Source organism: Lysobacter panacisoli, from assembly GCF_009765165.1.
Taxonomy (GTDB): domain Bacteria; phylum Pseudomonadota; class Gammaproteobacteria; order Xanthomonadales; family Xanthomonadaceae; genus Lysobacter_J; species Lysobacter_J panacisoli.
The window spans coordinates 1,088,042-1,113,427 of sequence record NZ_VLNU01000001.1; the positions used below are offsets into that span (position 1 = coordinate 1,088,042).

The window sequence follows — 25,386 nt, forward strand, 5'->3', positions numbered from 1 at the left end:
GCGGCACGCAGCCGCGGGAAGCGCGAAGTGTTACTCGGCGCTCGCGCGCGCGAGCACCTGGGCATCGCCATACGCGGCGTCGGCGAGTTTCCCGTCGCGGATCCAGTCCACCAGCATCGGAATGTAGCCGTCCGACATGCGCGTGCCGATGCGCTCGCCGTCGACTTCATCGAACTTGATGATGCCGTGGTCGGTTCCCGGGAACTCCACCACGGTGGCGTTCGGCTTGTCCTTCGCGACGACCAGCAGGCGACGACGGGTTTCCTCCGGCGGCGCCTCGCGGTCGGCGCCGGCGATGATCCATAGCAGCGGCTGCTTCACCGACTGCAGTACCGGCATCGGTTCGTACTCCCACGACGTGCCTTCGTCGTGCATCGGTCCGAACATGCGCAGCGCGAAGCCCGGATAGCGGACCAGCTCGCCGGTGAACTCGCCCTTCATGTCCTTCCACCACGGCTCGCCGGCGTACTTGGCCTTCACCGCGTCGAGGCGGTCGTAGCCGTCCTTGAAGCGGGCGACCATCACCGCACCGGTCGCGTCGGTGACTTCACGCGCCTTGGCCAGCACGTCGGGGCCGTGGCCGGCGGCGATCAGGTCCAGCTTCACCTGATCGCGATCCTCGGCGAGCGGCGTGTCGGCCAGTCCATAGGCAACGGCAACGAATTCCGCGTCGCTCTGCGTCGCGGCCAGCGGCTCGATCCATCCGGCCTGACTGCCACCCATGAAGCCCACGCGCGCGGCGCGCGCGCCGGCGAGGCGACGCGCTTCCTTCAACGCGGCGACGGCGTCGTCGGCCAGCAGGTGGAAGTCCTGGCTGTACGTGCCGGTGCTGTCGCCGGTGCCGCGCTTGTCGTAGACGAACACGCCAATGCCGTTGGCCGCGAACAGGCGCTGGAAGTAGTTGAAGGTGCGCGCGGAGTAACGCTCCGACCCGTGTACCAGCACTGCGATCGGCACCGGCGCGTCGCCCGGTGGCATCACCAGTCGGCCGGCGAGCATTTCGCCGTTGCCCTGGAAACGCGTTTCGGTCGCGACGAACGTAAGCTTCTCGCCGCGATGGCCTTCGAACGTCATCGCCGGAGCGCTGCACGTGCCGAGCTGCACGACTGTCGGATCCGCACGATCGCTCCAGCCGATCGTGCCGTTCCACTTGCCGGCGTCATCCTGCTGCAAGCGGCCGGTGCGTCCGTCCATCGCGCGCCAGCGCAGCCCGCCATCGCTGGTCGGCGAGATGTCGACGATGCGTCCGTCGTCGAGACGGTACGGAGCGACATGGCACGCCATGCGCGGGTCGATCGGCTTGTCCTTCTCCGGACGCGTCCACCAGTAGCCGGCCACGGCGATGGCCGCGACGGCCACCAGCGAGACGACCAACACCTTGCGCGCTTTCGATGCCATCGTGCGATTCCCTGCCTGTGCGTGGCGACGACGATAGCGAATGCACGCGCGCGGGTCAGTGCCGATGGTCAGGGTTGGGCATCACAGCGCCGGCAACAGGTCGCGCGTCAGCAGCTTGAAGGTCAGTGCGTGCGGCTGGCGTTCGTTGTAGTTGGTCGTGGTGATCACCACGACCGCGTGTTTCTCAGGCACCAGGAACACCGCATTGCCGCCCATTCCCGCCATCGCCGGCACGGTGATCGTCGAAGCGTCGACCGGCACCTTCATCAGCCACCACAGGTAGCCGTAGTCGGCGTCGTCGCGTGCCATCGCCTGCGGCGACAGCGACTGGCGCACCCAGTCCTTCGGCACGATCTGGCGGCCGCCCGCGCGGCCATCGTCCAGATACAGCTGGCCGAGCTTCCACAGATCGCGCGTGCGCAGGCCCAGGCCGCCACCGGCCTGCGCCAAACCGAGCGGCGAGAACTGCCACTCCGGTGCGGCGATGCCCAGCGGATCGAATAGGCGCCGTTGCGCGTATGTCTGCAGCGGCTCGTGCACAGCGGTCTGGATGACCTCGCCCAGCGTGGTCACGCCCGCGGTGCAGTAGCGGAAGCTGCGGCCGTGCGGCGAATCCGCCGGCTTCGGCATCCACCCCGGAAATCCCTGCACCGGAAGGTCCGCGTAGAACTGCACCCAGTCCTCGACCAGGTACATGCGCTCTTCGTTGCCGCGCGAGTACTGGTTTCCGTCGTCGCATTCCACGAGCGAGGACATCGTCAGCAGGTCCTCCACGCGGATCGCGCCCTTGCGCGGGTCGGGGTTCTGCATCGCCTGCCGGCGCGTCGGCGGGAGCACGTCGAAGATGCGGGCGGACGCGCTCGGCAAATGTCCGTCCGCGATCGCCAGACCAGCCAGCATGCCGGCCACGGTCTTGGTGGCCGAGCGCGTGTTGCGACGCGCTTCCGCGCCTCCGGCGTCGAAGTAGTGCTCGTAGATCACCTTCCCGTCCCGGGCGACCAGGATGCTGGTGATGGCCTTGAACTCGCCCTGTTCGACGGCCTTTTGGGCCTGTGCGAACCGGCCGGCGTCCGCTGCCGCGGCGGTGAGCGGCGCGATGGCCATACTGATCGCAAGAAGTGCGCGTTTCATCGTCTCTCCCTTTGTCATGGTGGCAACGCTAGCGCCGACGCAGCCGCGCATCTTGTATCCGCGAAACCTCGGCGCGACCCAGCGCCAGGCGACGGAACGCGCCCGGCGTCATCCCGAATTCGGCGACGAAGCTGCGATGCAGGTGGCATTCGTCGACGAAGCCGAGTTCGGCGGCGGCTCTCGCGAGGCTGCGCCGCTGCGCGATCAGCGACACGGCTTTGTGCAGCCGACGCTTGCGGAGGTAGTCGCTCGGCGCGACGCCAAAGCGCTTGCGGAAGACTCGCGCAAGGTAGACCGGATGGTGTCCGACGATATTGGCAAGCTCGCGGATCGACGGCGGCGCGCGGGTGTCGTCCTCGATCCGTTCCACGGCGCGCTGAAGCGAATCGGACCCGCCCGCGTCCGGCGCACGCGCCACGGTGTCGGCCACCAGCTCACTGAAGATGGCCTCGATGGCCAGCGGCGAGGCGCTGTCTTCCCAACTCCGCAGCTCGCGCAGCAGGCCCAGCGCGGTCGCGAGCGAGGGACGCGGCATGCGCGTGGCGTGCTCGCTCGGCCGCACGCCATCGCAGAGCCGGGCATACCGCGCCTCGGGCATCGCCAGCGTCAGGAACAGACCGTCGCGCGAGCGGAAGCGGTCGCGATGTTCCGTTCCCGGCGGATTGAAGACAAGCGCCGGCTCGGCGCATATCCGCGGCATGCCGACCGCATCGCTCACGTAGTGCCCGGCCAGCAGCACGACCAGATGCATGTCGTCGTGCTGATGGTGTCGGATCTCGTGCTCCGGGATCGACGGCCGCAGCTGCGCGATCGCCAGGTCGCCGCTCGTCCGCTGGCAAAGTACGTGCCCTTTGACCCCGACGCCGGTCGATCCAGGCGTCCGTTCGTCATCGCGCGCCATCGTCCCTTCCTCCCTGAACCATGCGCCGCAGCGTAGCCGGTGAAGATCAGGGCAAGTCCGGTCCTGCGACGAACGCCCGGCATCGGCGACGAACCGCTGCCCGGGCGGCGCGAATGGAGGGGGATGGGCGCCGGACCACACCCACTCGCCTCCTGCTCGCCGGACAAGGCCAGAAAGGAAACCGGGCGCCCAGGGGCGCCCGGTTCAAAGCATGGAGCTGATTGTGCCGCGTCTAGGGTTCCACACAATGCGGCGTCGGACACGGCGGCGGCTCGTACGGCGGTTCCGCGGACGGCACGCCAAAGACATCCACGTAGGTGATCGGCGCGCCGCCGGATTTCAGCGTGAAACGGAGCGTGCCGGTGCTGATCCACGGGGCGTTCTGAGCGCCGTTCTGCGCACGCGCGAACAGTTGCGCACCGCTTCCATCGGTCGCCGACACCCACACTTCCGCGTCGCCCCGGTTCGAGTTCCAGCTCAGCCGCGATATGCAGGTACTGCCGCCGTAAGGGATCGAACACGGGTTCGGGCTGGCGCTGATGGAACCGGAAGGCGGCGACACCACGTTGATGGTGAGCGGCTGGGATTCCGTACCGAACCAAGCCATGCCGTCGGCCACCATCTTCCACTGGAAGTTGTAGTAGCCCGGGGCGGAAGGCGCACGAACGGTGAAGTTGAACGTGACGTTCTGGTAGGGACCGACGTTGTGCGGAAGTGCGACGCGGCCGAGGCCCCAGGTCGTGTTGTCGTTCGGACCGAACGAACCCAGGCTGATGTTGCTGCCGGCGGGCCAGGTCTTGTCACTGTTGTTGTTGAAGGTCGCACTGACGTTGTAGTAGTGGCCCGTGTACATCGTACCCGGCACGCTGATGCCCACCGGGCCGCCGTAGAGGCCGTACTTCACCTGGTAGCCGATCGCCGTGTACGAGTTGCGCAACGACGGAATCGCCCGCGTGCCCGTCATGGCCGAATGCCCCCACAGGAACGGCATGAGCATGATGGTCTGGCCGTAGGCCTGCGACAGGAAGTGCATGTATTCCGGGTTGTGCCAGGTGTCGTCCAGATCGCCACCCCGGCCCGCCTGCGGCACGATGATGAGCTTCTGCTCCGGACGCATCCGGTTGGTGAAATCCGTCAGCGCATTGCGGTAGTCGCCGTCGTTGCCGGGATAGTGATCCAGGCCCGCCCAGTCGAACAGGCGCATGCCCTGCATCGACACTTCGTAGTCCTGGCTCTCGATCGCGGAGGTCGGGAAGTTCGCGGTCGCCGGGTTGTTCCGGATCACGTTCACCGCATACACCAGCGCCGGATGCGGCCCGCCGGCGACGTCGGACAGCCCATGCATCTCGGGCTCGTCGATGACGTAGAACGAGGCGACCGTGCTCGCCTCCGGGTTGCCCGGTACCAGATAGCCGCCCGCGACCAGCTTGTCGACCAGCGCGGCGAACTGCGCTGTCGCGAACGGGTCGGTCTTGTACTGGGCGTCGAGGCGGGTGTCGAGCAGATGCGACGTCACGATCACCACGGCTTTGGTGCCGTATCCCTTCGCCTGCGCGAGTTCGGACAGGATCAGGTTGTCCCACGTCGAGAGGGGATGGTCGTCCCCACCCGTCCAGATCAGCGTGATGTTGGTGTGCGCCTGGGTTTCAGGCTGGTAGGTGTTGTTGGCGAAGTATCCGAAGTACTTCGGGAGTGCGAGCGCGGGCCCGCAGCAGAGCATTGCGATCAGTAGCACCCATATCCTGTAGTGCATAAATGTCCTTATTGGATCGTCGGAATGTGAGCGTCCTTGGGCACGAATCTTCGTGACTGTTCCGGTTTCTTCCTCCTTGAAGATGTGGTCGATTGATCGTGCGGCCCGGCGAAACGCATCACGCGCGCGCGGCGACAGCGTCAGGCGGCGTCATGAAGCGCTCCGACGGTGTGGGCAGGTATCCCGAGTAATCCCCGCGGCCACAGTGCCTTCGTCCGTGGCGATGAATTGAGATGGATGTCGCAGTTCGCTGAGCGCGGCTGGGCGGATGTCCGTCCCCGGGCGCCAGGACCCGGACTCGGCGCGGGGCTGCCGGACGCGCTACTGCACCGCACCGACGGCTTCAGGCCGCCACCGGCCAAGAGCGCATCCCGTGAGATCGATCGGCAGCTTCTCCGCTACGGCGCACTTGCATACAAGACGGCCCTGCCCGGCCGGCCGACCATCTCGCCTCGACCTTGCACCCGCCAACGGCATGCACCGCTGGCACGGCCATCTAGGGAGGCACAGATGAAGCGTTCGTCGTGGTGGCGGGTCGCCATCGTGCTGATGATGTGGCCGCTGCAGATCGTGGCCGCACCGGCAACCACCCGCGGTCCCGTGCTGATCGAGGTCGAACGGTTCGCCGAGCTTCCACCGAACGTGCGTCATCCGGAGGGACTCGCGGTCGATCCGGACAGCGGCGAGTTCTTCGTCGGCACCTTCGATGCGCGCGCGCCGGAGTCCGCGCGCAACAACCAGCTCCTGCGTTACTCCGCGCAGGGCAAGTTGCTGGCGCAGCGCAGTTTCGGCGCGACGCCGCTGACCGGCGTGGCGTTCCGCGACGGCCGGGTCTACGTGCTCAACTTCGGCGCTTCGAAGCTGCAGCGCATTGCGGCCCGGTTCGACGCGAAGACACCGGTCGAGGACGTCGCCACCTTCGCCGCACTCACACCCGCCGCGCCGACCGAGCGTCGCATCGACAATCCCGATGGCAGCCAGGATCGCATCGTCTACGGCGCGTCGGGCCTGCCCGCAATCAACGGCATGGTGTTCGATCGCGCCGGCGATCTATACGTGTCCGATTCGTTCCAGGGTGCCATCTACCGCATCGCCCGGGCCACGCAGTGCGCGCCGTGCGAGGTCGAGGTGATCTCGCGCGATGCGCTGCTGGGCACTACCGGTGCGCTGCCGTTCGGCGCGAACGGCCTGGCGTTCAGTGCCGACGAACGCGTCCTCTACATCAACAATGCCGGCGATGGCCGCGTGTTGCGGATGACGATGCCGACAGGGCCGGTCACGGTGCTGGCCGAAGGCGTGTATGGCGCCGATGGACTGCTGTTCGACCGTGGGCTGTTGTGGGTCGCGGCCAACCAGATCGACAGCATCGTGGCGCTGGACGAGAAGGGCCGCGTGCGCGCGCGTGCCGGCGGGTTCCAGGGCATCGATGCCGACGGCGCACCGCGTGGCCTGCTGTTTCCCGCCGCCAGCGCCGTGCAGGGAGACTGGATGCTCGTCATCAACCTCGCGCTCCCCCTCACCGCGGCCGAAGGCGACGAGTGGGAGGAGGACGTCACGCGCTGGACGATCTCGCGCTTCCGCATTCCGGACATGAAGTAGGCGATGGGACGAAGGCGTACAGTCGGGCCCTTGGCCGGCCGGCCAAGGCCACCACGTCATCGGAGGACGGAACATGACGGCACGCACCCTGCAGGCGACTAAGTCCGCGAATGAGCGCGGCGCGAATCCCGCCCCTCCCTTGCCCTGCACGAACGTGCGCCACTTCGGGCTTTCCCGCATCTGGCTCGCACTCGTGCTGGCCGCACTGCCCGTCCTCTGCGCAGCCGCGCCGCCACCGCCGCGCGACCCGCTGGTTCCCGACACGACGCTGGCGATCCCGCCGCTGCATTTCGACGGCAACGGGACGCTCGCGATTTCGCCGTCTGCGACGTCCTCGCGACACGACTTCGATTACCTCGTCGGCAACTGGAACCTCAGGAACCGCAAGTTGAAATCGCGCCTCACGGGTTCGACGGAATGGATCGCCTTCGAATCGCGGGTGGAGATGCACCAGATCCTCGACGGCCTGGGCAACATCGACAAGTACACCGAACAGTCGACGGGGAAGCCGTACGAAGGCGTGGCGCTGCGGCTGTTCGATCCCGCGACGCGGCTGTGGAGCATCTACTGGGCCGATGGCAACTCCGGCAAGCTCGACCCGCCGGTCGTCGGATCGTTCGAGAACAAGATCGGCCACTTCTTCGCGCGGGACACCTACAAGGGCAAGCCCATCATCGTGGTGTTCCGCTGGGACGTCCGGAATCCGCAGCTCCCGATCTGGAGCCAGGCGTTTTCCACCGACGAGGGGAAGAGCTGGGAGTGGAACTCGATCAACGTGTCGGAGCGGGCCAAGTAGCCACGATGCGCGGACGCTCCCTCAGGCCGCGCGCAACGACCGGAACGAAGCGCCGAACACGCGGATGGCCGAACGCAGGAACAGGATCAACAGCGCGATGGCGATCAGGAGATCCGGCCAGCCCGCGCCGAACAGTCCCACCAGAACGGCGGCTGCCAGCACCGCGAAGCCCTCGAAGATGTCGTTGCGCGCGCACTCCCATGCCGACGCGAGATTTACGTCGCCGCTGCGGTAAGGCGTCAGCAGCCTGAGGCACACCAGGTTCGCGCCAAGGTTCAACAGTGCCGCGATGCCCATGCCCTCGAACAGCGGAAGCGTGGGGTTTCCGATGCGCCACACGATCTGCACGCCGACCGCGCAGGCCGCCGCCAGGATCAGCGCACCCTTGAGCAGCGACACCTGTGCCTTGGCGCGCGCGCTCGCACCGACGACCGCCAGACTCAACGCATAGGTGAGTGCGTCGCCAATGTTGTCCAGGCCACCCGACAGCAGTGAGGACGAGTGGCTGTACCACGCCGCGCCGACCATCATCACGAAGGTGGCCAGGTTGATGACGAGCACGGTCGTCAGCACGCGACGTTGCCTGGCCTGCATCGCCGCCACGTCGATCGTGCTACCGCATCCGCAACACTCGCTCATCCCGGACCCTTGTTCGTATCGTCAGCGCAAAGCATAGCGTGGCGCGGCAAAGCACTCAGCTGAACAGGCTGCGGGGCTCCGCTCGACCCGCGAGAATCGGCATACACTTCCGTCCATGACCTGGCGCCGCATCCAACGCGTGGCAATGCATCTGCTGCTGGTGGCATTCCTTGCCATTCCCGCAGTCGCAGCGCCTGCGCAGGCAGTCGCGGAAGCACTGCAGGTGGTCGCGACTGCCGCGTCAGATGCTGGGGTGCAGACTGATGGCCCGTGCGACGCGATGCCTGCATCGTCCGATGACCAGCAGCCCTGCGATTGCTGCGTCCCCCACACCTGCGACATTTCGGCGTGCCTGGGAACGGGCTGCCTGCCTGAGTTGCCCCGCGTGATCGCCAGCATTCCTCCGGTCGCTGCAGCGGCGCCGTGGCAACAGCCGTCTGTTCCGACGGGCACGATCGAAACGCCGTTCCGGCCGCCCATCGTCTGACCCCTCCGTAGCAAGACCGGGCGCATCGCGCCTCGCGCCGCCCTGTGCGGCGATCACGGAGATTTGCAGTGAACACTCACAAACAGTGGGCAGCATTCGTGCTGCTCGGGCTGCTGCCTGTCGTGGCGGCGGCCAAACCCATCGCTTTCGCCAAGGGCACGACCGTGATGGTCGAGCACGGCGCCGGCACCATGAACGAGGCGCAGGTGTTCCATGCGCCGCGCTACTGGTACTCGGTAGGCGGCGGCTGGCTGGAACTCGACAGCGAGGACGGCCTCAAGCAGCGGCACATCGCTTACCTGCGCGGGAACCTGCTCGCCAAACGCTGGAACATGCCGGCAGCCCAGGCGAACGTGTTCGTCTGGGGCGGCCTGGGGCGAGCAACGGGCAACGATTTCGATGGCAGCGACCTGGCCCGCAACGTCGGCTTCCAGGCCGATTACGAAACCCGGCGCGTGTACGGCGCGTTTCGCTCCGACCTGCAGGAAAGCGACCACTTCTCGCATCGCATCGACACGCTCCAGCTCGGCTGGGCGCCGTACAAGCACGACTACGACACGCTGGCGACCTGGTTCGTCGTGCAGGGCCGACGCTATACCGGCGACCTCTTCGATGGCACCGAGACCGCCTTGCTCGTCCGGTTCTTCAAGGGCGGCACCTGGGTCGAGATCGGCGCCACGACCGACGGCAAGGTGCAGGCGATGGCCATGTTCAACTTCTGACGGATCACACTCCATGAACCTCTTCAAATCCAAGCGCTTCAAACTTCTGGTCGCGGCAGCCCTGCTCGCCGTCTCCTCACTGGCGTCCGCTCGCACCATCGAGATGGATGTAAACGGACTGGTGTGTGCGTTCTGCGCGCAGGGCATCGAGAAGTCGCTCAAGGCGTTCCCGGCGACGGAGGCCGTGTTCGTCAGCCTCGAGCACCGCATCGTCGCCGTGCACCTGAAGGACGGCAGCGATATCGACGACGACGCCTTGCGCAAGGCGATCACGGACGCCGGCTACACGGTCGTCGCGATACGCCGCACCGACGAGTCCCTCGATGCCATTCGCCAGCGGGTCAAGGCCCATGACTGACATCCCTGCGCAGGCCCCGCTCAGACGCAATCTCGGCGTCGCGTTCCTGACCCTGCTTGCGAGCAGCGGCACGCTGGTGTGCTGCGTCCTGCCGGCGGTGATGGTCGCGCTGGGCGCGGGTGCGGCACTGGCAGGACTGGTGACCGCCGTGCCGCAGCTGGTCTGGCTGTCCGAGCACAAGGCGGGCGTGTTCGGCATCGCGTCGGCGATGCTCGCGATATCCGGCGTGCTGCTGTGGCGAGCGAGGCGCCTTCCCTGCCCTTCCGATCCGTCGTTGGCCCGCGCCTGCACGCGCCTGCGTACGGCCAGCGTCGTGTTGTGGTGGGCGGCAGCGGTCTGCATGCTGGTGGGCGCGACGTTCGCGTTCGTCCTGCCGGCACTGGTGTAGCGCATCGCGGAGGGACGGCGTCGCCCCTCCGCTCACGGAGTTGTCATGGACGTGCTTCAACTGGAAAGCAGACTGACGTGCCCGCACTGCGGGCACGAGCAAGTCGAGACCATGCCCACGTCGGCGTGCCAGTTCTTCTATCAGTGCACCGTTTGCGACGTCGTACTGAGCCCGAAGGAAGGCGATTGCTGCGTCTTCTGCTCCTACGGCACCGTGCCGTGCCCACCGGTCCAGCAGCAGAAAGGGTGTTGCGGCTAGCGGCGGATGGCTGCCGGGGAACGCCGGCGAGCTGATGCGTCGCCGACCCGCTTCACGCATGCGTCGAATCACATGGCGCGCCGGGCTTCGAGCCTGGCGCGCCATTCTTTCTGGCCGGCTTGCGGTGCATGGAGCACGGCGGTCGTCGCACCAAGCTCGACACGCGATGTGTGGGTGCTCGGTGATCGAGTGCTGGCGCTCGGAACGCGTGGCACGCTGCCCGGTGAACCGAGCTCCGAGCTCGGCGCGCGTGGCTCCATTGCCCGGACATCCGGGCTCCGAGCCCGGCGCGTGGTGCTTCGTGCTCGGCGATCCGGGCTGACGAACCCGGCGCACGGGGCATTTTGCCCGGCGATCCGAGCTGCGGGCTCGGCGTTCGGAGTTCCCCTGCCCGGCGTTTCGAGCCCTGATATCGGAGAGCGGGGCTCAGCGCTCGGCCATCGGGGCTCGGAGCTCGGCGCGCGGGGTTCAAACGCTGGCGCTCCGGACAACGAGCCCGGAACGCCGTGCCGGGCCCTGTGGTATCCGGCGAGACAGGCCGCTTGCGCTGCGACGGGTTACGGCGGCGAAGCGGCTTTGGCGGGAGTGACCTGTCAGGCCCCGTACTTGAGCAAGGACAAGACCACCACTACGAAGTAACCCAGGACAAGCCGATTCATCCACTTGATCTCGATGGGGCCAGGCTTTGACATCAAAGCTGAAAGCATGCCGGCAGCAAGGAGTACTAACGACACAATGGTGTGAATGCGGCTGTACTGGAACGTGGCTGGACTGACCTTCGTCAACTTGCCGTGCCACGAAAGGTAGTGCTGTCCGTCAGCAATGTGTCCATTCAATGCATCGCCGCCCAGGAAGATCATGCCAAGGATAAGCGCGAAGAAGTTGGCAACGGCCAGATAGCGAACAACGACTGCAACACGTTTCATCTACACCCCCGTTGGTCCACCCGCATGTCCACTATCGGCCAGAAGTGGAGGTTGGGGATCGCAGGCCCCACCAGAACCAGAGGGCGAGCCCACCCTTGCGATCACCGATCGAATAATCTCCGCGGCCGGCTTGAATTCCAGTGATACCTGTCCGGAGCGGACCGAGCCAAGTCGAGTCGACGGTCAATGCCCCTGGATGTAGATCCGAGGGAAAGACCCAACCGTCGGGTTCCGGCGAGAGTGTGATGCGCCACTTTTCAGGAGCCACCCAGGCAGCCAAGCCCCGCATGTTGTTGGGGACTTGCAGTTGCCCTGACGTCGGCGGTGTCAATGCGATCGCTCGCGTGCCCGATCCTTCGAAGGACAAGGCATCGAGCAGCTCCAGCAGCGATCGACAACCAGCCTCGTCCGCGTTGAGGTGCCAGCCTGGGTAGTTGCACTCATTTTCGGTGTACCGCCACAAGGAGATTCGGCCAGACTGCTTCCATGAATTCACTCGCTGGACCTGTTGGAACGACACTCGGATTTCCTTCCTGTGTTGAGCGGATAGGGCCACGGGATGCAGTTGGGGAGAGCGGCGGCGCAGCTAAATCCCGCGTGCACTTCGCTTACCGTGGCTGCGCTGGCCGTCCGCTACCCTTCCGGCCGATTGGGCGGCCATGCAGCGAAGAAGAGTAAGAGCAGCCCAAGGAGAAAGGGGACAGATGCTGCGGCATCGTGACCGAAGCTCTCGCAGATCTTGCCGATCGTTGCGCCGATGAGCTTCCTCCCCTCGGGACATGTATCTGACCGGAGGATGTCATCAACAGCAACCGTTGTCCGTCCAGCGCTGGCGCGTACGACGGAAATGAGACACGCGCGTCTGCAGGAATCGATTCGCGCCACTGCGTCAGGCGGATCAGGTCGAGGTAGCGACCCAGCAACCAGCCTTCCGAAGCGAGCCATTGGTCGACCGATTCGGGATGGTGTTCCAGTTCATCCAAGCAGGCCTGATCCGGCTCGCGACATGCTTCGATCAGCGTGCTCGTCGACGGCGCTCGATGTGCCGCGAAATCGTGGTCCTGTCCGGGGAAATCGGCGTCATCCGCTGCAGGGCCCGGGAAGGCGTCGAGGAACGCCATCCGCTTGCGTCCCCATGCGAGCGGATCCTGGTCCTCGGGAACGGCCAGACCCAGCAGGAAGACATAGGCGTTATCGGCGTCGCCCACGACCGGGCGATCATCGATGATGCGTTGCATCTGTAGCGCCTGAGCCGATGGCGCCTCGTCGCGCCAGTTGATGGCGACCAGCACGACGTATAGGACCACCGCCAACAGCACGACCGCCGCCAACGTCCATGCAATGGCTCGCGCCACACGTCTGATAAGCATGTGCATCCCCTGATTCGTCGCTCGCCTCAAGCGCCGCGCTCATCCATTGCTGACGAACCCGACAGCAAGCGTAGCCGGATAAGGCCACTGGCCGCACCCGGGTGGATCGCTCGCGACACCTGAGACCCCGGGTGCGCTTAGCTTACCCGGGCTACGCTTGCGGCAGCCTCAGCGTTACGGACGAGGCACACCCCAGATCCCGGCATACAGCTGGCGAATCGCAGTCGCGATATGGGGCCATGCCCAACGTCTGGCGTCAGCATCGATGCCGAAGAGGATGTTCTCGGCGAACGCAACATCGATGATGTGTTGGACTGCGGCGGAACCTTCGCGATACTCCACCGCGAAGAACCCGGTCAACTCGATCACGTTCGCGCTGCGGCGATCCCGCACAGCGTCGGTGACACGGCCTGCAAATGCTTCAATCCAGAGGTAGCCCGACTGGGGGAGGTCGGCCGATCCTCGCTCCTCCAACCACAGGTCCGTTCGCGACGCTTCTTCCGGAAAGCGACGACGGACTCGGCTTGCCAGTTCCATTGCTGCCTGGTCGTAGTTCATCGGATGGAGAATATCCGGGATGGACCTGCTGCAAGGATCGAGCATTCGACGCAGCTCGGTACGGCTGGAAGCCTAGTCAAGGTCCTCGATGCCCGTCGGCAGGGTTACCCACGGGTGCTTTCGGATGCCGTAAACCGACACGCGTGGCGGCGGGAAATCCGGATCCGCAAACGCACCTACGGGAATGACCACGACATCGGGAATGGCCTCCGGCACATAGAAGACGGTGCAGCCGCATTCCGGACAGAAGTGGAACCGGGCCGACGTGCCCTCGTCACCGACGCGCACGTATTCCTTGCTTTCGCCCTCCACGACGACGGCATCGGCCGGGAATCTGGCCTGCGCGGCGAACACACTGCCGGTACGTCTCTGGCACGCCAGGCAATGACAGATCGAAACGCGCGTCGGCTCGCCGCGCGTGGTGGCGGTGAGCTTTCCGCAGCTGCATGAGGCTCTACGTTGGGTCATGACGTGCCACCCGTCGGCACCAGATCGATATCCAAGTCAGCGTCAATATCAGTTAGCGCAGCTATCAGGGCACGATCCAAATAGACCCCTGCAGGCGCCCCACCTTCCGAAAGATAGCGCGCTATGACAGCCGTAATGGATATCGCGCCAGCCAGCCCGCTGTCGCGTAACCCCTTGGCGAAAAGCCTCACATCGTCGACTCGTCCTTCAGGGCTTGCATTCTTCGGCGTGAGAACGGCTGGCACGAATCACCCTATCGGCCAGGAGCGGACGCTCACATGGCTGACGTGCTCACTGTTTCCGCCCGAACCGCCGACCGTACCGGAAGGGCCTTGCCGCTCGCCTGTCGTTCAATCAGGACTATGGAACCGATTGAAACGATTGACTGTATCTACTCGGTAAGAGGGCATAACGTTCCACTGGCCTAGCCATGGAGCGATACCGATGAGCGACGAAGCGAAGTGCCCTGTCATGAGCCACCGCAAGACGCGCAACAACTCGCACTGGTGGCCTGATCAACTGAACCTGGACGTCCTGCACCAGCATTCGTCGCTGTCCGACCCGATGGTCGAGGACTACGACTACAAGAGCGAGTTCAAGACGCTCGACCTCGACGCCGTCATCAAGGATCTGCACGGCGTGATGACCGATTCGCAGGACTGGTGGCCCGCCGACTTCGGCCATTACGGCCCGTTCTTCATCCGCATGGCGTGGCACGCGGCGGGCACCTACCGCATCTTCGACGGACGCGGCGGCGCGCGTTCGGGCGAACAGCGCTTCGCACCGCTCAACAGCTGGCCGGACAACGGCAATCTCGACAAGGCACGCCGCCTGCTGTGGCCGGTGAAACAGAAGTACGGACGCAAGTTGTCGTGGGCCGATCTCATGATCCTGGCCGGCAACGTCGCCCTGGAATCGATGGGATTCAAGACCTTCGGCTTCGGCGGCGGCCGCGAGGACGTGTGGGAGCCGCAACCGATCGACTGGGGCCCGGAATCGACGTGGCTGGGCGACGAGCGCTACAGCGGCGAGCGCGAGCTGGCCAATCCGTTCGGCGCGGTGCAGATGGGCCTGATCTACGTGAATCCCGAAGGCCCGAACGGCAATCCAGATCCGCTGGCGTCCGGCCGCGACATCCGCGAAACCTTCGCGCGCATGGCCATGAACGACTACGAGACCGTCGCGCTGACCGCGGGCGGGCATACGTTCGGCAAATGCCACGGCGCGGGGCCGGCGTCGCATGTCGGCGTCGAGCCGGAGGGCGCGAACATCGAGGAGCTCGGACTGGGCTGGAAGAATGCGTTCGAAAGCGGCATGGGCTCGCACGCGATCACCAGCGGCCTGGAAGGCGCGTGGACGCCCACGCCAACGAAGTGGGACATGAGTTACTTCGAAACCCTCTTCGGTTTCGAGTGGGAACTGACCAAGAGTCCGGCCGGCGCGAACCAGTGGAAGCCAAAGGGCGACGCCGGCAAGAACGTCCCCGACGCGCATATCCCCGGCAAGTTGAACCAGCCGATGATGACGACCGCCGACATGGCGATGCGCATGGATCCGGTGTACGAGAAGATCTCGCGCCACTTCCTGGCCAACCCGGAGGAATTCGCCGACGCGTTCGCGCGCGCGTGGTTCAAGCTCACCCACCGCGACATGGGCCCGAAGGTGCGTTACCTCGGCAAGCTCGTGCCGAAGGAAGACCTGATCTGGCAGGACCCGGTGCCTGCGGCCGAACACGGGCTGGTGGACAAGGACGACATCGCGGCGCTGAAGAAGCAGGTGCTCGATTCGGGCCTGTCGATCCCGCAACTGGTGAAGGCCGCCTGGGCCTCGGCCTCGACGTTCCGTGGCAGCGACCTGCGCGGCGGTGCGAACGGCGGCCGCATCCGCCTGGAACCGCAGAAGAACTTCGAAGCCAACGAACCTGCCGAACTCGACAAGGTGCTGGCCAAGCTCGAGGCAATCCGCGGCGACTTCAATGGCAAGCAGAACGGTGGCAAACAGATCTCGCTCGCCGACCTGGTCGTGCTGGCCGGCAGCGCGGCCGTGGAAGCGGCTGCGCAGAAGGGCGGGCACAAGGTCACCGTGCCATTCACACCGGGTCGCACCGATGCCACGCCGGAGCAGACCGACACCGATTCGTTCCTGGTGCTGGAACCGGCGCTGGACGGCTTCCGCAACTACGTGCGCGAGGGCGCGGAGAAGCTCGCGGCGGTGGCGTTGATCGACCGTGCAAGCCTGCTGACGCTGACGGCGCCGGAAATGACCGTGCTCGTCGGCGGCCTGCGTTCGCTTGGCGCCAACACCGGCAACACGAAGCACGGCGTCTTCACCGATCGCCCGGGCACCCTGTCGACGGACTTCTTCCGCAACCTGCTCGACATGCGCATCGCGTGGAAGCCGTCGGAAAGCGAAGCGGGCGTGTTCGAAGGCCGCGACCGCAAGACCGACCAGGTGCGCTGGACCGCGACGATGGCCGATCTCATCTTCGGCTCAAACTCCCAGCTGCGTGCGCTGGCCGAAGTGCACGCCGCCAACGATGGCGAGGCCAACTTCGTGCAGGACTTCATCAACGCGTGGACCAAGGTGATGGAGCTGGACCGCTTCGACCTGCGGTACAGGCAGCAGGCGATCTGACAACCGCCAGGAGCGGACAACATAAGTTGGCCATAACGGTCAACTTATGGTTTCAGAGCACTTCTTGCGGGATCCGCGAAAGTTTGTCGCCGCTGCCTACCAAACATTGACGTTGATCGAGTGCAGACGCATTTGTAGCTCTGCGAGGGCGCGCGACTCGACGCCCATCGACCAGATGTATGAAGCCGTGGTGCCGCGCGTGGCTTCGTGGCGATGAGTAGAGGCTCCGTCGCTGCGGACAGTTCCCTATTCGATGACTCGCGCGTAAGGCAGTCGCAACTTCACCTCTGCCTCGCAGCCAAGCGCAGCAGCAATACGCACGAGCGAAGTCAATGTATCGCGCTGTACCGCCTGACAACGTTCACGGTTGCTGGCGTCGCTTCCCGCACGGCCGGGGCAAAGGCCGCTTCATCCTTCACACAACTCCGGGTGCTCCGAGCGCTAGAGCGGCGACAGCACCGAATTTGGCCTCCGGCTTCTTATCGAGAAGCTCATGTCTCGCTGACCGTCCGGTGGACAACCGGCCGTGCTGAGCTGAACACGGCCAGCGCGCTGCGAACGCCATGGCATAACAAGCTCACGCTTGGATCACCCGGATTAGCGCAGCTTGGACTGGCACTACGACGCAATGTCGTAACAGCCGCACAGCCGCGCCGTACCACCTGCCTCTCGCACAGAGCCTGATGCCCCTGTCGCACGGAGGCAACCCCGCAAAGCAGCGCGGCCGGTGCTTGCCTCCGTCGCTCTCAACAGCGTCCGGGATCCATTGGAAGGTTCGCCACGACAGCGCCCCCAGCCTCAAGCAGAGCAGCAGCTCAACCGAGAACACCATGAACGCCTCCAGCAGCCCCCTACTCACGGACACTCTCAAATCGATCCCTGGATTCTTTGGTATCCGACTCGATACCCAGCCTGCGTACCACATGGAGGGTCTCATTGGTAAGGTTGAGATCAGACGATACGCGCCGTCGTTACTTGCCCAGGTCTCCGCCGACGGGAGCCACGATGCTGCAGTTGCTTTAGCGCGTGAGAAGCTGACTGATTACGTCTATGGCGACAACGAGAGCCGCGAGAAGATGGAGATGACATCGCCGAACTTTCAGGTAGAGGGCGACTCAAAGATGTTCCCAGTCTTACTGAGCAGGCATAAGGAATCGAGCAGGCGTAAGGAGTCGGACAGCTGGAGGGTCGCATTCTTCCTCTCGAACAGTCTGGTTGCTGCCGAGGCACCGCTTCCCGATGATCCAGCGATCCGGATTCGCCGGACTCCAGAAAACCTTGTTGCGACGCTCCGGTATCGGGGGAGCAACACGGAAGAGCGCCGCGCTCTTGCAAAGCGAGAGCTGCTCCAGGCTCTGTCGGGATCAAAGTGGACGGCCGACGATCACGTGTATTGGGCGAGCTACGACCGGGCATTCGCAATCCCTTATCTCACACGCAACGAGGTTCATGTGCGCGTAGTGGGCTCTTCCAGGTCACGGAGTACTGGACCCTAAGGAAGGAGGACAGCGGCGATCATCCGTTGCCTGTAATCCTTGAGCGGACGATGACTATTTCATCTCGATCTAGCCGTTCACACGACGCACCCCTCTTCGACGCAGGCGGTGCGCTACTAGAGGTGGCGCTTACCAAAGGATGCTTCGGCATCTTCTGCAGTGCTGCTGAACGCGCGGGCTTGTCCGATCTCCTCGATGCGAAGGGAACATACACAGCATTTATGCCCACCGATGCAGCGTTCGGAAAGTTGCCCTACGGCATGCTGGCGAACCTGCTTCTTCCTGAGCATCGGGAGCAGCTCGCGCACATTTTAAGTTCACACATCGCGCCTGTTCACAGGTTGGTCGCGGAGTTCTCGCGGTGGGACTCATTAACTACTTTAAGCGGACGGATTGTCGCCATTCAGTCCGTGAACACGCAGGTCTCGTTCGGGATCGGAAAGGTTGTTCTCCCCGATATCGTTACAAGCAACGGCCTGATTCATGGCATCGATCGCGTCAACATTCTGAGAGAAGCTTGAACGACGAACCTGCTCTGTCCGTATGCTGGAGTAGCTCGGACTTACGGACAAGGCTTGTCCCGGGGCGCGGGATGGCCCCCTTTGAGGGACTGCGGAAGGCCCTCGCTATAGCGGCCTTGGCGCCCGTTTCGGGTCTAAAGCGGCCATTGGCACCAGCCCAGCCCTCCGCCGGCCCAATGTCCGCTGACGGCCAGAAGCAATGGGATGGACTCCTCTCCGTCTTCGGCATCGAGTGCCAGACTGGAAGCGAAAGAACCAGTCGCGACGAGGAGGAGTCCACCATGAACGAGCTTACGCGCATTGGAGTCGACGTGGCCAAGCAGGTGTTCCAGGTCCACGGAGTCGATCGGCACGAGCAACCGGTGTGGCCTCGCCGTTTGCCGCGAGATCGGTGGCTCAGGGCCGTCGCGGAGGCCGCGCCGCCGGGGTGTGAAATCGGCATGGAGGCGTGCGGCAGTGCGCACCATTGGGCGCGACAACTGCAGGCCCGGGGGTTTCGCGTGAAGCTGATCGCGCCACAGTTCGTGTAACCCACTTTCCATGTCGCTTCAAACAGTTACAGGTGTCGCGTATCCGATTGGTGCGCCGGACGAATGCCCGCTTCGGGTCGAAAGCGGACATTATCACCCGTGGCCGGCCCTTCTTCCGCGCCCCCGCGCTCGGGCAGAACCGCCATACCAGGCGATTCTCGACCAGTGCCGTAGCCCGGCTGAGGCCACAGGCTGCCTCCGGGATACCTCGCCGCCAAATCAAGCTCCCGGGTGCGCTACGCTCCGGGTCGGAAGTAGGCGTTAGATCCACAGCGCCAAAATAGCCTCCGTCGGGACGCCAAGCGCAACTTGAGAGTGCTAACGGCCGACACGACGCGGCGACCGTCCATCTTGATGAACGAACTCTCCCTGAGGAGTCTGCAATGACTGCCTACCCTGCCAGTGAGACCGGCCTGCTTGTCATCGACCCTTACAACGACTTCATGAGCGAAGGCGGCAAGCTCTATGAGGCGACGAAGGAAACTGCGATGGCGTCGGGCTTCTATGACAATCTGCCGCGCGTCCTCGCGGCCATTCGCTCAGCGTCGATCCGGGTCTTCATCGTCCCTCACCGACGCTGGCGCCCGGGTGACTATGACGGCTGGCTGCAGATCAACCATTCCCAGGAAGGCGTCAGGAAGACGCAGCTGTTCGCCGAAGGCAGCTGGGGAGGTGAATTTCATCCGGTGTTCGGCCCAAAATCTGGCGACGTCGTCGTCCACCAACATTGGGGCCAGAGCGGCTTCGCCAACACCGATCTCGACGCCCAGCTCAAGCTGCACGGGATACGCAAGATCATCCTGGTCGGCATGGTCGCCAATACGTGCGTCGAATCCACGGCCAGGTTCGGGATGGAGCTGGGCTATCACGTGACCCTGGTGAAGGACGCGACCGCGGCATTCAGTGCTGCCGGCATGGACGCTGCCCACACGGTGAACGCTCCGACATACGCCCATGCCATCGTCACCACTGATCAGCTGCTAGAAGCCCTGCCGAGGGGTTGAGAAGGCCGGCCGCAATGAGGCGAAAGGGGGCATCAGGATCGCGTCGGCTGGTGCTAATGTCCGCTTCCGACCCAAAGCGGACATTGGCCATTGCGTCGTGGAGGTGCTTATGAGGTGGTTCGCGGCGGTTCTGTCTGGACTGATCCTTGGCGGCGCTGCAGGTCTTTGGCTCGCAATGCGCCTTGGGGGACTACTCTCCGCGACCGAGGCGGGCGGTTACATCAGGTCTCCTGATATCGGTCATTCTGGTGCCGCTTTGCGCGCTCCTTGTCGGTGGCGCGACGGCGGCGCTCGCAGTCAGATCACGCACGACCGCTTCTGGCCGATAGCGGACATTCGGCCGATCGAAGCGAGCCGGCGGTGCTAATGTGCGCTTCCGTTCCGAAGCGGACATCCGGCTGATAGGGAGATGGATGGAGTACGTCGAGAGCGTTCAACTCTCGCCATGCAGCCAACCATCGCGCCGCCACAGCTCGGCCAACTACGACGGCCGCAACGTATGCGCTGAAGTCGCTGAATCGGTTATCCGAGAGGCGTCCCAGGACGCGGAGATAGTCGCTCTTTAAACCATCGATAGCCGCCGCAGTTGCAATCCCGCTTACCTTGGATCGTGCTGGACCATACGGAAGCGGCCCTACACCTCCACCATCCGGCGCCGACGGACGGTAGCGGGTACGACACTTTGTCTACCCGTTACAGCGTACGGTGCAATGATGATGCATCGCTTCCTAATCGCTAATCGGGATGAACTGGCAGCTCGATGCAGGGTGAAGGTGGAGGCGAGATCAGTACGTGGCCTGTCCGGCGCGGAGCTGGAACACGGCATCTCCGTATTTCTCGATCAGGTGATCCGGACGCTGGAACTTGAGCGGACCGCAGCTCCGCTGCAAAGCCGACGCATTTCGGGCCGCGCCGGCGGCGGCAAGCCGGCCCTGTCAGAGATTGGCGACACCGCGGCCCAGCATGGCAAGGAATTGATGCAGCACGGCTTCACTGTCGAGGAGGTGGTCCACGACTACGGCGACCTGTGCCAAGCCATCACCGATCTGGCCTTCGAGCTGGATGTGCAGATCGAAGTGGACGAGTTCCGGATTCTTAATCGCTGCCTGGACAATGCGATCGCCAATGCAGTCACCGAGTTCGGGTATCAACGCGATATCGTGGTCGCGGACCAGCACGCTCATGATCTGAATGCGCGGCTTGGCTTTCTCGCCCACGAACTGCGTAACCAGCTGTCGACGGCGACGCTGGCACTTTCCGTGATCAGGAATGGCAGCGTGGGCATCTCCGGTGCGACCGGTGGCGTACTTGAGCGATCCCTGGTCAATCTGGGTAACCTGATCGATCGCTCCCTGGCCGAGGTCAGGATGACCGCTGGCCTGCCACTTCAGAGCCGACTGTTCTCTGTCCACGACTTCCTGGCGGAGCTCAAGCTTTCCGCCTCGCTGGAGGCCAATGTGCGCGGGTTCACTCTGAAGGTGTCTGACGTGGATCCCTTGCTAGCCGTTGAGGTGGATCGCGATCTTCTGCTCTCGGCAGCCGGGAACCTGCTCCAGAATGCCTTCAAATTCTCGCACCCACACGGCGAGATCAGCGTCAATGCCTATGCTGTGGCCGATCGAATCCTCATCGATGTTGAAGACCAATGTGGCGGCCTGCCTTCGGGTGATGCGGAGAAGATGTTCCTGCCCTTCACCCAAGCAGGCCAGGACAGAACTGGATTGGGCCTGGGACTGTCCATCTCACGCAGCAGCATCGAAGCCAACTCGGGTGTGCTGAGCGTACGCAACGTGCCTGGCACCGGATGCGTGTTCACCATCGACCTTCCCCGGCATGCGCTGGGCGATGAGTCCGCGAACGCGGAGCAGTAACCAGAATCGCATCGCAATGTGCGGTTCGAGACGGCTTCCGGACCCGCCGATAGCGGCAATTGCTGCGACGAGTTGCCTAACGCAGCTTGAGCATTGATACCTCGCCCACCGAGGCGGAGTCACGAACCAGACTTCTTCTGAGGCTAGTCACTCGAATTGGGTGCGTGCGACACCGCGTAGTCGACCAGCTCAGCCGTCCAATCCTCCGCAAAGGCCTGGCATCGATCAGCGATGTAGTCGCTGCCTCGAGCATACGAAGGCACCATCGGTTTGCTTATCGACGCGTCGTCCAACACCGCCTTCCAAGATGCGAGTGCGACGCTCGGATCAGGATGGGTGCGAAGCGTCGCGCGCAACGCCTGTCGCAGAATGTAAACCTGCGCTTGCAGGTCACACAGGGCCTCTTCCGTTACTCGATCCATAGGCACCTCGATCAAGAGGCGGCTGCCCGCCAAACGACGGGCAGCCGCACAAAGGCTACTGACTGATGACCGAACCGACTTGAATTCGCCGCGGCGTTGTCTCGGGCCGCTTCGGAATTACGATCTTTAGGACGCCGTTATCGCCCGAGGCGGAAATGACTTCCGGATCCGCGCTTTCAGGCAACGCAAATCGGCGGTGAAAGCTGCCTTGACGCCTCTCAATACGGGAGAAGCTCTCGGTATCCGACGTGGCTTCGCTGCGCCGTTCGCCCTTGATCGTCAGAATTCCCTTGTCCATCTGCACCTCGATGTCCTGAGGCGGCACCCCGGGAAGATCCGCGTAGAGGACGAACTGGCCGGCCTCCTCCTTGATGTCAACGAGGGGTATCCATTGGCTGGTGACAATCGACGACTCATCGGAAGATCCGTTCTCGAACATGCCCCGTTCGATTAGACGGTCGAGCATTTGCCGGAGCGGATCCTGGGACAGGCCTTGGTTGGGCCACTGGGGAATGCGAACCATCGTGTTCATGGCTAGGTCTCCAATTGGCGGTATGGACGGTAGCCCCGTCCGAAACGCAAATAGGAGCGCAGGAAGGCGATTCAAGGGGCCCAATTGCAGCACAAGGCGCCACTCAGGGTTCGTTTAGAGAGGATGGGCGCCCCGCTGCGCTAAGGGGATTGCGCGAGCGAGGATGCGGCAACATCACCGTTGGAGATTGGTGAATGCAGCTAGGTCGTGACGAAGCTGAGCTGGACCGGCGCTTGGCCGCGTTGGACGAGGCCATGGTCATGTTGCGCGCCGAGTATCCCGGCCAGGAACAACTCAGGGCGGCGCACCGGCAATAGGTGCCAAGGGAGAGCCCGTCACTTTCCCCTGGCACCCCTCCCCCACCTAACCTTGGAACTAGAGACCCGGGGTTGGCACACCGTAGCGGTGCAGTATTTCGTCCACCTCGATCCGGACCTCGTTCGGGTCCTCCGCGCTACTAATCATTGGCCCGATGTAACACGTGAACGCCGACAGGATGTCCTCCTGGGGCACCGCCTCGATGATCACCGGCACCATGGCTTCGAACGCTTCGAGATCGTGGCTATGCGCGTCAGTCATGACCCTCATCTCCCATTGAAGGTTGATCTTGGGGCAGTAAATTTTCCGCGGGGATCGTTAATCGCGCGTCAAATCGCGGCGGATTCCGCGTGCTGCGAATCGGCCAGCAGCGCTAGTATTGAGGCGCCCTCACGGACCTATTCCTATGTGCTACTCCGCCCAGATCTGGGCAGACTGCTAGTAGTTCTGCGTCACCGCCGAACCCAAAGGCCCCGGTTCCCCGGGATGCGGCCCCTCTACCCCGACGCGTGCCCGTCCTACCGCGCTCGGGCATCCAAGGGCTCGATGCGTCCCCGCCTGCCTCTTCGGCCAGCTTGCGCCAAACAGCAGCCTCTTCCTCATTGGGCGCATAGGCCGCGCCGATCGTTCCCAAGACCAAGCCCAAGGGGAGGTCCGCCAGCTCGGCAAGTCGCATGCAGGTCATCGGACTCGGCTGGCTGTTCCCCTACCGCCAGTTGGAAACGGCCGGCGATCCAACGTTCAGAGCGCCTGCGAGCTCTCGATCCGAGTCCCGAGACTGAAGCATTTCCCGGACCTCAGCTTCATATCCGTTTAGCTGCGGGCAGCGACATCTGCGCGATCGCGCGCGAGAAGCACTTAGTCAGGGCTCCCGTCACCTGCCATGGGATGGGCGTTCTGTGGTCAGGATGCTCGCACACCGTGCGGATCAAGAGGACAAGCCAGCCGCGCTGGCACTTCGAGGATGTGCGCGGTCGGTCACTTCACGGCCACTCAGGAGCGTCGTCCCTGGATGTCCGCTCACGCCCAGAAGCAGCTCGCGGGACCACTGTGTGACGAAAGCGGACGTCAGCATTGCCGACCACCGTGTCTCATGTCCGCTATCGGCCATAAGCGGCCCCCCCACGCGCCGCCAGTCCCGGTGCTTACCTGAAAAGCAGGATGAGATGCGTCACCCGCCAGAAGAGCACCACATAGGCGGCGATAAGCAGCGTCTGCCACAAACGCGGCAGACCTGACTTCGAGAGGCGGTGTATGCCATCGGCGAGGTTCAGTAGCACCAACCCCGTGCCCAACACAGCAACGACATAGCCGGTCGATCGGAAGGCCAGCGGCCCGATGTCGCGAGGGTCGTGCTCTATCGCTTCCAGCCCCGCGGCCAGGACCAACGTGGCGACGACCAGATTGCGCGTGTGCTCGAAGATCGTGCGTGAGACGTCGCGCTCGAAAAGCACATCCCGCATGCGACGCAACCAGTCAGCGTTCCATAACGTCACATCCAATGCTCCGCGTCAGAACGCGAATCCATATCCGATTGCCGGCCCCTTGATCACCAAATCCGTGGAGACGCTTCGCGCCTGCGCGTCTACGTCGAGGTAGCGGTAGCCGAAGTACCACGCGCCAGATTTCATTTTGTAGTTCGCGACGATGCTCGTGTTCCACGTGCCATCCGTGTCGCCCCAGGATCCGTCAGCTCGCAGCGTCAAGCCCCAGCGCCCGCCAAAGGCCCATGTGTAGCGCGCGCCGAACATGAAGTCGTTGAACGACTCGTCCAGTTCCACGCGAAACTGCGGAACGCCGAGGGGCCCGGTCGGCGTGATCGTGCTGGCGATGTCAAGATCGAGGTAACGAAGCCCGGCGAAGACCTCGGTTCCCGTGAAGCGTTGCCCGCCCGGGCTCCACACGGCAGCCGCCTCGAAAAGGCGCGTGTCCAAGTCGGAATCGGCCTGGAAAATGCGCCGCGTGGCGTCCTGCGATAAGCCCAGATAGGTGAAGTCGGCGAATAGTCCGAAGTGCTCGCCCTGTCCCTCGGCATGCATCTGGAACGCGCCGTCGAGCTTGTCCACGACATCGCCGAAGCTCAGTCGCCGCGAAACCACCGCCGAGGCCGGCGGCGGGGTCTCGAGGTCCGTGCTGATGTCGACCGCCCATACGTACGGCGCCACGATCCAGTCCCAGCGACCCTGGGCACCCGCGGCGCCGCACGGAATGAGCAGCGCGACTGCAACCGGCGTGATCCGGGCATAACACTTCATCGCGAGCACGGCCATCTCCTCTTCGTAGGCGATGCGCGAGCGCACCGCACG

25 protein-coding genes and 1 pseudogene are annotated in these 25,386 nt (G+C 64.2%); 13 read left to right on the forward strand and 13 right to left on the reverse strand.

The window, feature by feature from the left end; all coding sequences use genetic code 11:
• Window positions 1–30: 30 nt before the first annotated feature.
• The 4 genes from FOF45_RS05315 to FOF45_RS05330 form a co-directional block, all read right to left on the reverse strand.
• Window positions 31–1,398, reverse strand: a complete 1,368-nt coding sequence (locus FOF45_RS05315; protein ID WP_158982952.1) for an alpha/beta hydrolase family protein — start codon at window positions 1,396–1,398, stop codon at window positions 31–33.
• A gap of 81 nt (window positions 1,399–1,479) precedes the next feature.
• On the reverse strand, window positions 1,480–2,529 hold the full coding sequence (locus FOF45_RS05320) for a serine hydrolase domain-containing protein (RefSeq protein WP_158982953.1): 1,050 nt from the start codon (window positions 2,527–2,529) through the stop codon (window positions 1,480–1,482).
• A 28-nt stretch (window positions 2,530–2,557) separates the two neighbouring features.
• Window positions 2,558–3,430 (reverse strand): helix-turn-helix domain-containing protein, encoded by an 873-nt coding sequence (locus tag FOF45_RS05325; protein WP_158982954.1) that lies wholly within the window; start codon window positions 3,428–3,430, stop codon window positions 2,558–2,560.
• 232 nt (window positions 3,431–3,662) lie between these two features.
• The gene (locus tag FOF45_RS05330; protein WP_158982955.1) at window positions 3,663–5,165 is read right to left on the reverse strand and encodes a hypothetical protein; all 1,503 of its coding nucleotides are present in this window, start codon (window positions 5,163–5,165) and stop codon (window positions 3,663–3,665) included.
• Between the two features lie 528 nt (window positions 5,166–5,693).
• Between FOF45_RS05330 and FOF45_RS05335 the strand changes: the two genes are divergently transcribed.
• Window positions 5,694–6,782, forward strand: coding sequence for an SMP-30/gluconolactonase/LRE family protein (locus tag FOF45_RS05335; protein ID WP_158982956.1), 1,089 nt, complete (start codon window positions 5,694–5,696; stop codon window positions 6,780–6,782).
• Between the two features lie 73 nt (window positions 6,783–6,855).
• Window positions 6,856–7,578: a hypothetical protein gene (locus tag FOF45_RS18135; protein WP_199244435.1), complete on the forward strand. Its 723-nt coding sequence runs from the start codon at window positions 6,856–6,858 to the stop codon at window positions 7,576–7,578.
• A 21-nt stretch (window positions 7,579–7,599) separates the two neighbouring features.
• Here FOF45_RS18135 and FOF45_RS05345 read toward each other — a convergent pair whose 3' ends face one another.
• On the reverse strand, window positions 7,600–8,217 hold the full coding sequence (locus FOF45_RS05345; protein WP_158982957.1) for a cation efflux transmembrane domain-containing protein: 618 nt from the start codon (window positions 8,215–8,217) through the stop codon (window positions 7,600–7,602).
• 115 nt (window positions 8,218–8,332) lie between these two features.
• On the opposite strand from FOF45_RS05345, the gene FOF45_RS05350 reads away from it, so the two are divergent.
• The 5 genes from FOF45_RS05350 to FOF45_RS18245 all read left to right on the forward strand — a co-directional run bounded on the left by FOF45_RS05350 (window position 8,333) and on the right by FOF45_RS18245 (window position 10,430).
• Window positions 8,333–8,704 (forward strand): hypothetical protein, encoded by a 372-nt coding sequence (locus FOF45_RS05350; protein ID WP_158982958.1) that lies wholly within the window; start codon window positions 8,333–8,335, stop codon window positions 8,702–8,704.
• Between the two features lie 68 nt (window positions 8,705–8,772).
• Window positions 8,773–9,426 (forward strand): hypothetical protein, encoded by a 654-nt coding sequence (locus FOF45_RS05355; RefSeq protein ID WP_199244436.1) that lies wholly within the window; start codon window positions 8,773–8,775, stop codon window positions 9,424–9,426.
• A gap of 13 nt (window positions 9,427–9,439) precedes the next feature.
• Window positions 9,440–9,784 (forward strand): heavy-metal-associated domain-containing protein, encoded by a 345-nt coding sequence (locus FOF45_RS05360; protein ID WP_158982959.1) that lies wholly within the window; start codon window positions 9,440–9,442, stop codon window positions 9,782–9,784.
• Window positions 9,777–10,172, forward strand: a complete 396-nt coding sequence (locus tag FOF45_RS05365; RefSeq protein ID WP_158982960.1) for a hypothetical protein — start codon at window positions 9,777–9,779, stop codon at window positions 10,170–10,172. The genes FOF45_RS05360 and FOF45_RS05365 overlap by 8 nt, the downstream gene beginning before the upstream one ends.
• A gap of 45 nt (window positions 10,173–10,217) precedes the next feature.
• Window positions 10,218–10,430 carry a phage terminase large subunit family protein gene (locus tag FOF45_RS18245; protein ID WP_233264057.1) on the forward strand — a complete coding sequence of 71 codons (213 nt, stop codon included), beginning with the start codon at window positions 10,218–10,220 and terminating at the stop codon, window positions 10,428–10,430.
• 593 nt (window positions 10,431–11,023) lie between these two features.
• Here FOF45_RS18245 and FOF45_RS05370 read toward each other — a convergent pair.
• From FOF45_RS05370 to FOF45_RS05385, 4 genes are all read right to left on the reverse strand, one after another.
• Window positions 11,024–11,356 carry a hypothetical protein gene (locus FOF45_RS05370; protein WP_158982961.1) on the reverse strand — a complete coding sequence of 111 codons (333 nt, stop codon included), beginning with the start codon at window positions 11,354–11,356 and terminating at the stop codon, window positions 11,024–11,026.
• A 608-nt stretch (window positions 11,357–11,964) separates the two neighbouring features.
• Entirely contained in the window at window positions 11,965–12,732 is a 768-nt protein-coding gene (locus FOF45_RS05375) for a hypothetical protein (RefSeq protein ID WP_158982962.1), read from the reverse strand.
• Window positions 12,733–12,900: 168 nt separating this feature from the next.
• Window positions 12,901–13,284 (reverse strand): DUF7674 family protein, encoded by a 384-nt coding sequence (locus FOF45_RS05380; RefSeq protein WP_158982963.1) that lies wholly within the window; start codon window positions 13,282–13,284, stop codon window positions 12,901–12,903.
• A 72-nt stretch (window positions 13,285–13,356) separates the two neighbouring features.
• Window positions 13,357–13,752, reverse strand: a complete 396-nt coding sequence (locus FOF45_RS05385; protein WP_158982964.1) for a GFA family protein — start codon at window positions 13,750–13,752, stop codon at window positions 13,357–13,359.
• A 444-nt stretch (window positions 13,753–14,196) separates the two neighbouring features.
• On the opposite strand from FOF45_RS05385, the gene katG reads away from it, so the two are divergent.
• The 6 genes and pseudogenes from katG to FOF45_RS05415 all read left to right on the forward strand — a co-directional run bounded on the left by katG (window position 14,197) and on the right by FOF45_RS05415 (window position 21,808).
• A complete protein-coding gene (katG, locus tag FOF45_RS05390) occupies window positions 14,197–16,386 on the forward strand; it encodes a catalase/peroxidase HPI (protein WP_158982965.1) in 2,190 nt (729 codons plus the stop codon).
• An 830-nt stretch (window positions 16,387–17,216) separates the two neighbouring features.
• Window positions 17,217–17,882: an SOUL family heme-binding protein gene (locus tag FOF45_RS05395; protein ID WP_158982966.1), complete on the forward strand. Its 666-nt coding sequence runs from the start codon at window positions 17,217–17,219 to the stop codon at window positions 17,880–17,882.
• Between the two features lie 50 nt (window positions 17,883–17,932).
• Window positions 17,933–18,403: a fasciclin domain-containing protein gene (locus FOF45_RS05400; protein ID WP_158982967.1), complete on the forward strand. Its 471-nt coding sequence runs from the start codon at window positions 17,933–17,935 to the stop codon at window positions 18,401–18,403.
• A gap of 281 nt (window positions 18,404–18,684) precedes the next feature.
• Window positions 18,685–18,930 (forward strand): annotated as a pseudogene (locus tag FOF45_RS05405) (IS110 family transposase); the annotation flags it as partial.
• Between the two features lie 386 nt (window positions 18,931–19,316).
• Window positions 19,317–19,937 (forward strand): cysteine hydrolase family protein, encoded by a 621-nt coding sequence (locus FOF45_RS05410; protein WP_158982968.1) that lies wholly within the window; start codon window positions 19,317–19,319, stop codon window positions 19,935–19,937.
• A gap of 713 nt (window positions 19,938–20,650) precedes the next feature.
• Window positions 20,651–21,808, forward strand: a complete 1,158-nt coding sequence (locus FOF45_RS05415) for a sensor histidine kinase (RefSeq protein WP_199244438.1) — start codon at window positions 20,651–20,653, stop codon at window positions 21,806–21,808.
• Between the two features lie 477 nt (window positions 21,809–22,285).
• Here the strand turns inward: FOF45_RS05415 and FOF45_RS05420 are convergent, their stop codons facing one another.
• From FOF45_RS05420 to FOF45_RS05435, 4 genes are all read right to left on the reverse strand, one after another.
• Complete coding sequence (locus tag FOF45_RS05420; RefSeq protein WP_425481951.1) at window positions 22,286–22,753, reverse strand: Hsp20/alpha crystallin family protein; 468 nt, start codon at window positions 22,751–22,753, stop codon at window positions 22,286–22,288.
• A 384-nt stretch (window positions 22,754–23,137) separates the two neighbouring features.
• The gene (locus FOF45_RS05425; RefSeq protein ID WP_158982970.1) at window positions 23,138–23,341 is read right to left on the reverse strand and encodes a hypothetical protein; all 204 of its coding nucleotides are present in this window, start codon (window positions 23,339–23,341) and stop codon (window positions 23,138–23,140) included.
• Between the two features lie 884 nt (window positions 23,342–24,225).
• Entirely contained in the window at window positions 24,226–24,576 is a 351-nt protein-coding gene (locus FOF45_RS05430; RefSeq protein WP_158982971.1) for a hypothetical protein, read from the reverse strand.
• 15 nt (window positions 24,577–24,591) lie between these two features.
• A complete protein-coding gene (locus FOF45_RS05435) occupies window positions 24,592–25,380 on the reverse strand; it encodes a hypothetical protein (RefSeq protein ID WP_158982972.1) in 789 nt (262 codons plus the stop codon).
• Window positions 25,381–25,386: the final 6 nt, after the last annotated feature.

Bases quoted from the DNA above. Each gene is read 5' to 3' on its own strand.
- FOF45_RS05315 (WP_158982952.1), bottom strand. From the start codon at position 1,398: ATGGCATCGAAAGCGCGCAAGGTGTTGGTCGTCTCGCTGGTGGCCGTC.
- FOF45_RS05320 (WP_158982953.1), bottom strand. From the start codon at position 2,529: ATGAAACGCGCACTTCTTGCGATCAGTATGGCCATCGCGCCGCTCACC.
- FOF45_RS05325 (WP_158982954.1), bottom strand. From the start codon at position 3,430: ATGGCGCGCGATGACGAACGGACGCCTGGATCGACCGGCGTCGGGGTC.
- FOF45_RS05335 (WP_158982956.1), top strand. From the start codon at position 5,694: ATGAAGCGTTCGTCGTGGTGGCGGGTCGCCATCGTGCTGATGATGTGG.
- FOF45_RS18135 (WP_199244435.1), top strand. From the start codon at position 6,856: ATGACGGCACGCACCCTGCAGGCGACTAAGTCCGCGAATGAGCGCGGC.
- FOF45_RS05345 (WP_158982957.1), bottom strand. From the start codon at position 8,217: ATGAGCGAGTGTTGCGGATGCGGTAGCACGATCGACGTGGCGGCGATG.
- FOF45_RS05350 (WP_158982958.1), top strand. From the start codon at position 8,333: ATGACCTGGCGCCGCATCCAACGCGTGGCAATGCATCTGCTGCTGGTG.
- FOF45_RS05360 (WP_158982959.1), top strand. From the start codon at position 9,440: ATGAACCTCTTCAAATCCAAGCGCTTCAAACTTCTGGTCGCGGCAGCC.
- FOF45_RS05365 (WP_158982960.1), top strand. From the start codon at position 9,777: ATGACTGACATCCCTGCGCAGGCCCCGCTCAGACGCAATCTCGGCGTC.
- FOF45_RS18245 (WP_233264057.1), top strand. From the start codon at position 10,218: ATGGACGTGCTTCAACTGGAAAGCAGACTGACGTGCCCGCACTGCGGG.
- FOF45_RS05370 (WP_158982961.1), bottom strand. From the start codon at position 11,356: ATGAAACGTGTTGCAGTCGTTGTTCGCTATCTGGCCGTTGCCAACTTC.
- FOF45_RS05375 (WP_158982962.1), bottom strand. From the start codon at position 12,732: ATGCACATGCTTATCAGACGTGTGGCGCGAGCCATTGCATGGACGTTG.
- FOF45_RS05380 (WP_158982963.1), bottom strand. From the start codon at position 13,284: ATGAACTACGACCAGGCAGCAATGGAACTGGCAAGCCGAGTCCGTCGT.
- FOF45_RS05385 (WP_158982964.1), bottom strand. From the start codon at position 13,752: ATGACCCAACGTAGAGCCTCATGCAGCTGCGGAAAGCTCACCGCCACC.
- katG (WP_158982965.1), top strand. From the start codon at position 14,197: ATGAGCGACGAAGCGAAGTGCCCTGTCATGAGCCACCGCAAGACGCGC.
- FOF45_RS05395 (WP_158982966.1), top strand. From the start codon at position 17,217: ATGAACGCCTCCAGCAGCCCCCTACTCACGGACACTCTCAAATCGATC.
- FOF45_RS05400 (WP_158982967.1), top strand. From the start codon at position 17,933: ATGACTATTTCATCTCGATCTAGCCGTTCACACGACGCACCCCTCTTC.
- FOF45_RS05410 (WP_158982968.1), top strand. From the start codon at position 19,317: ATGACTGCCTACCCTGCCAGTGAGACCGGCCTGCTTGTCATCGACCCT.
- FOF45_RS05415 (WP_199244438.1), top strand. From the start codon at position 20,651: ATGATGCATCGCTTCCTAATCGCTAATCGGGATGAACTGGCAGCTCGA.
- FOF45_RS05420 (WP_425481951.1), bottom strand. From the start codon at position 22,753: ATGGTTCGCATTCCCCAGTGGCCCAACCAAGGCCTGTCCCAGGATCCG.
- FOF45_RS05425 (WP_158982970.1), bottom strand. From the start codon at position 23,341: ATGACTGACGCGCATAGCCACGATCTCGAAGCGTTCGAAGCCATGGTG.